1 pseudogene is annotated in these 412 nt (G+C 65.3%); it reads right to left on the reverse strand.

Going from position 1 to position 412, the window contains the following annotated elements:
- A pseudogene (locus BN358_RS26100) lies at window positions 1–412 on the reverse strand (hypothetical protein); the annotation flags it as partial.

Genomic DNA, 412 nt, shown 5'->3' on the forward strand with positions numbered 1-412 from the left:
GTCTCGATCGCTGCAAGTTGTCCGAGGAGATCGGTTCGTTCGGCATGCAAGCCCGAGATACGGGTCGCAATCCCGGGGCGCCGCTGCTCCTTCGCCTTGAGTACCTCGAGCGCCTTGGTCGTCGTCAGGTACTTGTCGGGGTCATGTCCATCCTCAACCAACTGTCGGAGGACCTCGGCGTGCCCATCGCGTTGGGGGTCGGTTGCTACCTTCCAAGCAGCCTTGGCCCCCGCAACTTCCGCCTCCGCCTCGTCGACGGCAGTCACCGCCTCCGCAAGCAGCGCGGCTAGCCTTCCCTGAAGTCTGGCGGTGGCCGCGCTGACCCGCTCCAGCGTCTCCTTCTGTGGCGACGTCTCGATGTTTGGAAGAGCGGCGGTGAGCGCAGCAATAGCCTCGGCGTCGGCTAACGGCG

The sequence above is a fragment of the Sedimentibacter sp. B4 genome (assembly GCF_000309315.1).
In the GTDB taxonomy this organism is placed as follows: domain Bacteria; phylum Bacillota; class Clostridia; order Tissierellales; family Sedimentibacteraceae; genus Sedimentibacter; species Sedimentibacter saalensis.